The following is a 7269-nucleotide window of genomic DNA, read 5'->3' as shown; positions in this document are numbered from 1 at the left end:
TAAACCGCAAGGCACGCCGACCTCAAAGCCAGCACCGGACCCCGCTGGAATCCGAAGAGCCGGTAAAACCGCAGCTAGAACGTGGTGCGCGGTACTGGGATTGAACCAGCGACCTCTTCCGTGTCAGGGAAGCGCTCTCCCGCTGAGCTAACCGCGCGTGGATCGAAGAAATCGAGGTGGAGACGGGAATCGAACCCGTGTGCACGGCTTTGCAGGCCGTTGCCTCACCACTCGGCCACTCCACCGCTGGGGTTGATGCCACTAGCATCTTCGAGCGGATGACGGGATTCGAACCCGCGACCCTCACCTTGGCAAGGTGATGCGCTACCAACTGCGCTACATCCGCGAGCCACGGACGAGATCGTCGCCCGTCGCGAAGCACGACGATAGTCCACCTAAGCGGGCCTGCACAAATTCCTGGGTGCGGTTCGGCGCGCCTCACCGCGGTCAGGTGCAGTGGGTTCTGCCGCCAGGCTCGCCGCGTGTTAATCTTCCTCCTCGTTCGCCTTTCGGCTCCGGTCCCGTGGCTCAGTGGGAGAGCGTCCGCTTCACACGCGGAAGGTCGCTGGTTCGATCCCAGCCGGGACCACTCACATCGGAGGCGTGTTCCAGAACGCATTGCTCGGTCACCCCGGCGTAGGCGCAGCTGTCCTGTCGCTCGTCCCAGCGCAAAAGGCGAAGGCCCAAAAACTTTGCTGACGGCCGCGGACCCAGTCAACGGGTGTTATTAGGCAGCCGCCCAATTAGCAATAGTTATTGCGCATCACATAAAGCGCCCGCATAGCGACTGTTCTTTGGCTGAGAAGTGCAGAACAGAACCCAGAATCACCCTGAGTTTTGATCGTCCGCATAGAACTTACCAAGGAAGCTCTCAGGTACTACCTAGCTGGACGAAAGCTCGGTTGTTGCACCGATGTTGAATGCGACGGGCGAGGTCCGGCAGGTTCGGCACACCCCGGTCGTGATGATGTCTCGACGGCGCCTCACGCAGGTCTTGCGGAACCTTATGTTCAGTGTTTAAGTGAACATACTGAGGGTATGCACAGTTCTGATTCAAGGAGGACAGTGGCGGCGTAGCTGCCATTGTCGATGACGAGCACCAGCGGGGCCTGGGTTCGGCTTTGCTGAAGTTCGGGCGCGCTGCCGGGTGGGTACGGGTGAGGCGGCGCGTGCCGGGTGTCTCGGCCGTATCGAAACAGCCGACGGGGGTTGCGTGAAGGGCCGGATCGGAACCCGGCGTTTGACGCATCACCACATTTGCTTGGTGGGGGCATTTCATGGGGGTTGCGGATTCGGTCGTTCGGCCGACGCCAGTTCAAGCAGGTGCGGGGTCGTCCGTCCACGCGGTGCATCACCCGCGCACCAATAGAGCGGTAAGCCCAACGTGATGGCCACCTCAGGCCGTGAGGACCTGATGGCGGCGCTGGCGGCCCCGGTCCCTAGGTGGACCGGGGCCGGGACACGGCTGTCTGCCGTGCGCATATGGCACCCGCCCGCCTGTGACGCGATCGACAAACTCTCGCTTCCCCAGCGTGAGCGAAGAGCGCGAATCCGGGTACCCCGTGGACGGGCCGTGACCGGCAGCGGCCGAACTCCAGGTGGGACGCCTCTCGCCAATGCCCGCAGGACGGACGCATCCAATGGATGTGATCATCGTTGTGGGCTAAGGCGATTCAACGCTGCACGCATTTCGGACGCTGGCCTGTCGGCCTGAGTAGGGGGTTTTCGTCAGCATGCTCAACTACGGCGCGCAACCAGACATGCTGGGCCCGTTGACCGCTGCTCAGCGGTCGATATGGGCTGCCCAGCAGCTCCGCACCGAAGTCCCTTACAACTTTGCCGCCTTTGTGAGGATCGATCACGATGTCGACGCCGAGAGGCTCGCGGCTGCGTGCGAAGCGGCGGCGACGCGGTTCGGCACACCCTGCGCCCGGCTCTCGCTCGTCGACGGTGAACCGGTCTTCATGGTTGACCGCACCCTCGCGCAGACCGGGCTCTTGCGCTGCATTGATTTGCGCGGCGAGCCGGACCCCGAAGCCGCCGCCAGCAACTGGATGAACAACGATTACCGTGAGCCAATTGAGATGGTTCGTGACCGACTTACGAACTTCGCGCTGCTACGGATCACCGATAACCTCTCGTACTTCTACTTGCGCGCGCACCACGTTCTTTGTGACGGCTATGGCGCCGACAATTTCATCCAATACATCGCCGCCGTCTACTCGGGGGCAGCCGCCGACACCGCGGACATCGACTTCTCCGAATTTGCCCTGATTCGTGACGCAGATCAGAAGTATCAGCAGTCTTCGCGCAGTCAAGCCGATGCCGAGTACTGGAAGACAGTTGTCCAGGGACCCTTGGACGTCACCGACCTGACCGGGACGCCAAGGTCCGTGCCACCACGCCACCCGCTGGTGCGCGAACTGCAGTGCCTACATCGGCGGCCGACGAACGCGGATCATCAATTCGATGTCGCAACGGTGGTTGCGGCGGTGGCGGTATTCATCGCGAAAACCACCGGACGCCAGAATGTCTCGATGTCGTTGCCGGTGTCGGCACGCACCACTGCGGCGCTGAAACGACGTGCGGGCATGGTATCCAACCTGGTGCCGCTCCTCATCAGCGTCGAGGAAGGCGACACCATTGGTGCAGTAACCGATCAGGTCACCAAGGCCTTGGTCGGTGCACTGCGCCATCAACAGTTCCGCCGGTGGCCCGATCTCATTGCCGACACAGCCGGGGTCGACATGAACGTCGAGTTCGGTCCGGTGATCAACGTGCTCGACTTCGCCGCGACGCTTCAGTTCGGTCCGTCCAAAACGGCCTACAACGTGTTGAGCACGTTCCCCATCCAAGACATTGCCGTCAACATCTATCCACAGCTGGGTGAGGGCGCGCCGCGAATTCAGTTCAGCTGGAATCCGGATCGGTACAGCGCCGACGACATCGACAGGCACATCAGCCGTTTGGAATCGCTCTTCGACCGCCTGTTGGCGGCGGATAGGTCGGTGGCGGTCGGAAGTATGCCATTGCTGGACGCCGGTGAGCGTGATCTGTTGCTATCGCGGTGGTCTGGCGCTGGTGTGGAGGCGCCGGTGGGGGTGGTGACGCAGTTGCTGGCCACGGCGGTGGCTGCCGATCCGGACGCGGTGGCGGTCATCGACGGTGCACGTAGCTTGTCGTATCGCGACCTTGATGAGCGGTCGACGCGGTTGGCGCGGGTGCTGATCGAGGCGGGCGTGGGCCCAGAACGCGCGGTGGGCGTGGCGATGGACCGGTGTGCAGAGTTGGTGGTGGCGTGGTGGGCAGTGATCAAAGCTGGCGGCGCATATGTGCCAGTGGATCCCATCCACCCGGTCGAGCGCATCGCCACCGTGCTGGACGCGGTGGGGGCGGTGTGCGTATTAGCCTGTGGCGCCGACGATGTGGCGGGGGCCGGCACGCGGCCGGTGCTGCGCATCGACGGTCTGGACGTGTCGGGGGGCTGCGCCGATCCGATTGCCGACGCCGATCGGCTGGCGCCATTAGGGGTGGATGACACCGCGTATGTGATCTTTACATCCGGGTCCACCGGCGTGCCCAAGGGAGTGGCGGTCAGCCACGCCGGCCTACTGGGGGTGGCCGCGGCGCAACGGGAGTTGTTCGGATTGGGCGCGGATGCACGGGTTTTGACGGTGGCTGCGCCGACTTTTGATGCCTCGGTGTTCGAGTTGATGTTGGCGGCGGGGTCGGGTGCGGCTGTCGTGGTAGCGCCGCCGGAAACGTATGCCGGTGAGGCACTGACCGGGTTGTTGGAGGACCAGCAGGTCAGCGCTGCGGTGCTGACGCCGTCGGTGCTCTCGTCGCTGGACACGGCTCGGCTGAGCGGATTGGACACGCTGCTCACCGCGGGGGAGGCCTGCCCGGAGGAGTTGGTAACGGCCTGGGCCCCGGGCCGGCGCATGTTCAACGGCTACGGCCCCACCGAGGCCACCATTTGGTCAACGTGTAGTGCGCCGCTGGCGGCGGGGCAGCTGGTGAGCATCGGCGCTCCGATCCCGGGGGTATGCGCACTGGTGCTCGACGCGCGGCTGAACCCGGCTCCGACCGGGGTAGTGGGTGAGTTGTATCTGGGCGGGCCGGCGCTGGCGCACGGCTATGTAGGCCGGGTGGCGTTGACCGCGGAACGGTTCGTGGCAAATCCATTTGGGCGTTCCTGGGGCGCCACCGGCACGCGCGTCTACCGCACCGGGGACCTGGTGTGCTGGGGCGCTGATGGGCAGCTGCGTTACGTGGGGCGCGCTGATGAGCAGGTCAAGATCCGCGGGTCTCGCATCGAACTCGGGGAAGTTCAAACGGCTTTGAGTGCGCTGGACGGCGTCCAGCAGGCGGTGGCGGTCGCCCGTGAGGACCGCCCCGGCGACAAGCGCCTGGTCGGTTATGTCACCGGCGCAGCCGACCCGGCCGGGATACGCACCCAACTGGCCGACCGGCTCCCTGCCTACATGATTCCCGCGGCGGTAGTGGTGCTGGATGCTCTGCCGTTGACGCCCAACGGAAAACTCGACACCCGCGCCCTGCCGGCGCCCGAATACACCGCCGGTGAGTATCGCGCACCGGGCAACGCGGTTGAGGAGATTCTGGCCGACATCTACGCCGAGGTGTTGGCACTGGAACGGGTCGGCGTCGACGATTCATTCTTCGAACTGGGCGGGGACAGCATCTCGTCGATGCAGGTGGTGGCGCGTGCCCGCGCCGCGGGCCTGATTTGTCGGCCGCGCGATGTTTTCGTCGAACAGACCGTGGCCCGGTTGGCGGTCGTGGCCGCGGTGTCCGACGGTGAGGTTGGCCCGATCGATGAGGGCATCGGGCAGGTGGTGGCCACTCCGATTATCCGTTGGCTGGAAAGCGTGGATGGTCCGGTCGAGCAGTTCAACCAGACGATGGTGCTGCAGGCCCCCGCCGGAGCCGACGAGGCCGACGTGCTGATTGTGTTGCAGGCCTTGCTGGATCGCCATGCCATGTTGCGGCTGCGCGTCGACCGCGACGAGGCAGGTGGCTGGTCGTTGACGGTGCCTGAAGCGGGGTCGGTGGATGCTCGCAGGTGCCTGCAGGCGGTGCAGGAGTTGTCGGACGCGGCACTGATCGAGGCGCGGTCGCGGTTGAACCCGACCGCCGGGGTGATGCTCAGCGCGCTGTGGGTGGCCCCGGCATACCAGCTGGTGTTGGTCGTTCACCACTTAGCCGTCGATGCGGTGTCGTGGTGGATTCTGCTGGAGGACTTCAACACCGCCTGGGCTCAGCAGCACAGCGGGCAGCCAGTGGTGTTGCCGGCCACCGGCACCTCGTTTGCCCGGTGGGCATCGCTGTTGGCCGAGCACGCACAACGCCCGGATGTCGTAAATCAGGCGGACGCCTGGAAGCAGGTGGCCGCGACCACCACTGCACTGCCGGCCGTGCAGCCCGGAACCGACACGTATGCCAATGCCGGTCATCTGTCGGTATCGCTTGACGCCGCGACCACCCGAATGTTGCTCGGAGAGGTACCTGCTGCGTTTCACGCTGGGATACACGACATTCTGTTGACCGCACTCGGTTTGGCGGTCGTCGAGTTCGTGGGCAACGGCAGTGCCCCAATCGCTATCGACGTCGAGGGCCACGGCCGTCACGAGGAGTTGGACGCCGACATTGACCTGTCGCACACGGTGGGGTGGTTCACCACTAAATACCCGGTGTCGTTGAATCTCGGGAGGCTGTCCTGGGCACAGGTAGTTGCCGGTGAGGCGGCGCTGGGGCCGGTGCTTAAGGACGCCAAAGAGCAGTTCCGGGCGCTCCCGCACCCGCTGACGTATGGGGCGCTGCGGTATCTCAACACCGATGTCAGCCTGGCCGGGTCCGATCCACCGGTCGGGTTCAACTATCTGGGGCGCCTGGGTGTCCCGACAACCGATGCGGCTGATGGTGTTTGGCGGCTCGGGCAGGACAGCTTGGCGGTCACCGGCGCCGCCGCGGCGGTGCCCATACCGTTGGCACACACCGTGGAGCTCAACGCCGTCACGGTCGACACCGAGGCCGGGCCGCACCTGCATGCCAACTGGACCTGGGCGGCCTCGGTGCTCGACGAAGCACAGATCAGCCGGCTGAGCCGGTTGTGGTTCGAGGCCCTGGCCGGTATCTGCGCGCATGTGCGATCTGGTGGTGGCGGGCTGACACCTTCTGATATCGCGCCGGCCCGGCTCAGCCAGCAGCAGATCGACGAGCTGCAGCAGCGCCATGAGATCGCCGACATCTTGCCGTTGACGCCCTTGCAGCAAGGGCTGCTCTTCCACACCAGCACCGCGCAGGCGAGCGACGACATGTATGCCGTACAGCTGGATTTCACCGTCACCGGCCCGCTCGACGCCCGCCGGCTCCGCGATGCGATGCACACGGTGGTCAACCGCCATCCACATCTGGCGGCACGATTTTGCCAACAGTTCGACGAGCCGGTGCAAGTCATCCCGGCCGATCCGGTCGTCGAGTGGCAATACGTAGATCTTGGTGTCGCCGCTGCTGACAACGACGCCAAACCGGACGAGGCGATCGAGCAACTGTGCGCCGCCGAACGTGCCGCGGTCTGCGACTTGGCCGACCAGCCGGCATTTCGGGTTGCCTTGATCCGCACTGCAACAGACCGGCACCGGTTGGTGCTGACCAATCACCACATCGTGCTCGATGGCTGGTCGCTTCCCATCCTGCTGCGGGAATTGTTCGCCAGCTATTACGGGCAGCCGCTGCCCGCCGCCGGGTCCTACCGGACATTCCTTACCTGGCTGGCCGATCGAGACCTCGATACCGCGCGCGCCGCTTGGTGCGAGGTGCTGGCCGGCTTTGAAACCCCCACCCTGGCCGGCCCGAAGGATCGGTTGAGCCTGGGGCGGCGCGGCTTTGAACGAGGCTCTGCATCGTTCAAGGTGCCCGAGCACACCACACAGGCCCTCAGTGACCTGGCGCGCTCCTGCCACACCACCGTCAGCACCGTGTTGCAGGGCGCCTGGGCGCTGCTCCTGACCTCTCTGACCGGTCAGCGTGATGTCGTCTTCGGCACCCCGCGCTCTCGGGTAGGTCAGTTGGAAGTGGCTGGCGCGGAATCAATGGTGGGCCTCTTGATCAACACCGTGCCGGTGCGGGCAAGCATCACAGCGGCAACCACCGCCGCAGAGCTGCTGCGCCAGCTGCAGAACACCCACAACGACACGCTCGAGCACCAACACCTGGCGCTCAGCGAGATACATCGCGCTACCGGTCACG

The 7269-nt window shown here is 64.9% G+C and carries 1 protein-coding gene and 4 tRNA genes (1 of these 5 cut by a window edge); 2 read left to right on the top strand and 3 right to left on the bottom strand.

Going from position 1 to position 7269, the window contains the following annotated elements; translation table 11 throughout:
- Window positions 1-82: 82 nt before the first annotated feature.
- From AC5Y5W_RS12715 to AC5Y5W_RS12705, 3 genes are all read right to left on the bottom strand, one after another.
- Window positions 83-157: transfer RNA gene (locus AC5Y5W_RS12715), tRNA-Val, on the bottom strand.
- A 17-nt stretch (window positions 158-174) separates the two neighbouring features.
- Window positions 175-245 (bottom strand) — tRNA-Cys (locus AC5Y5W_RS12710).
- Between the two features lie 28 nt (window positions 246-273).
- A tRNA-Gly gene (locus AC5Y5W_RS12705) sits at window positions 274-346 on the bottom strand.
- A gap of 171 nt (window positions 347-517) precedes the next feature.
- Between AC5Y5W_RS12705 and AC5Y5W_RS12700 the strand changes: the two genes are divergently transcribed.
- Both AC5Y5W_RS12700 and AC5Y5W_RS12695 read left to right on the top strand, forming a co-directional pair.
- Window positions 518-589, top strand: a tRNA-Val gene (locus tag AC5Y5W_RS12700).
- A 1144-nt stretch (window positions 590-1733) separates the two neighbouring features.
- Window positions 1734-7269 carry the 5' portion of a non-ribosomal peptide synthase/polyketide synthase gene (locus tag AC5Y5W_RS12695; RefSeq protein WP_500022320.1) on the top strand. Its footprint extends 25649 nt past the window's final position, so only the first 5536 of its 31185 coding nucleotides appear in the window; its start codon is at window positions 1734-1736; its stop codon lies off the right edge, out of view.

Source organism: Mycobacterium sp. NGS51 (assembly GCF_059812525.1).
This window is presented reverse-complemented; position numbering and strand designations above follow the sequence as displayed.